Source organism: Brachyspira catarrhinii, assembly GCF_005518285.1.
In the GTDB taxonomy this organism is placed as follows: Bacteria; Spirochaetota; Brachyspiria; order Brachyspirales; family Brachyspiraceae; genus Brachyspira; species Brachyspira catarrhinii.
Window position 1 is genome coordinate 1 of the sequence record NZ_SJDU01000897.1, and the last position, 280, is coordinate 280.

At 28.9% G+C, this 280-nt stretch carries 1 pseudogene; it reads left to right on the plus strand.

From position 1 onward, the window contains the following. Positions 1-280, plus strand: a pseudogene (locus tag EZH24_RS14635) (hypothetical protein); the annotation flags it as partial.

Here is a 280-nt window from a genome sequence, read left to right on the forward strand (position 1 = left end):
ATTATGCCTCAAATCATTTAATTTTACTTCAAATAGCGGCTTGTTCCGTTCCAGCCAATGACGATTCTTTAATTCCTTTGGATTGGTATGAAAAGGATAAAACATTTGAAGATGTAAAAGAACTATTTAACGCTAATCCATTGTATTCAGATTGGCTTGGAATGAATTGGAGACCAGAAAGACCATTTAAATTTCAAAGATTAGACGGATTAAAAAAAGTATGGATAAAATATATACTAAAATATCCAATAAATTATATCAAGCATATTAGTATATGGTT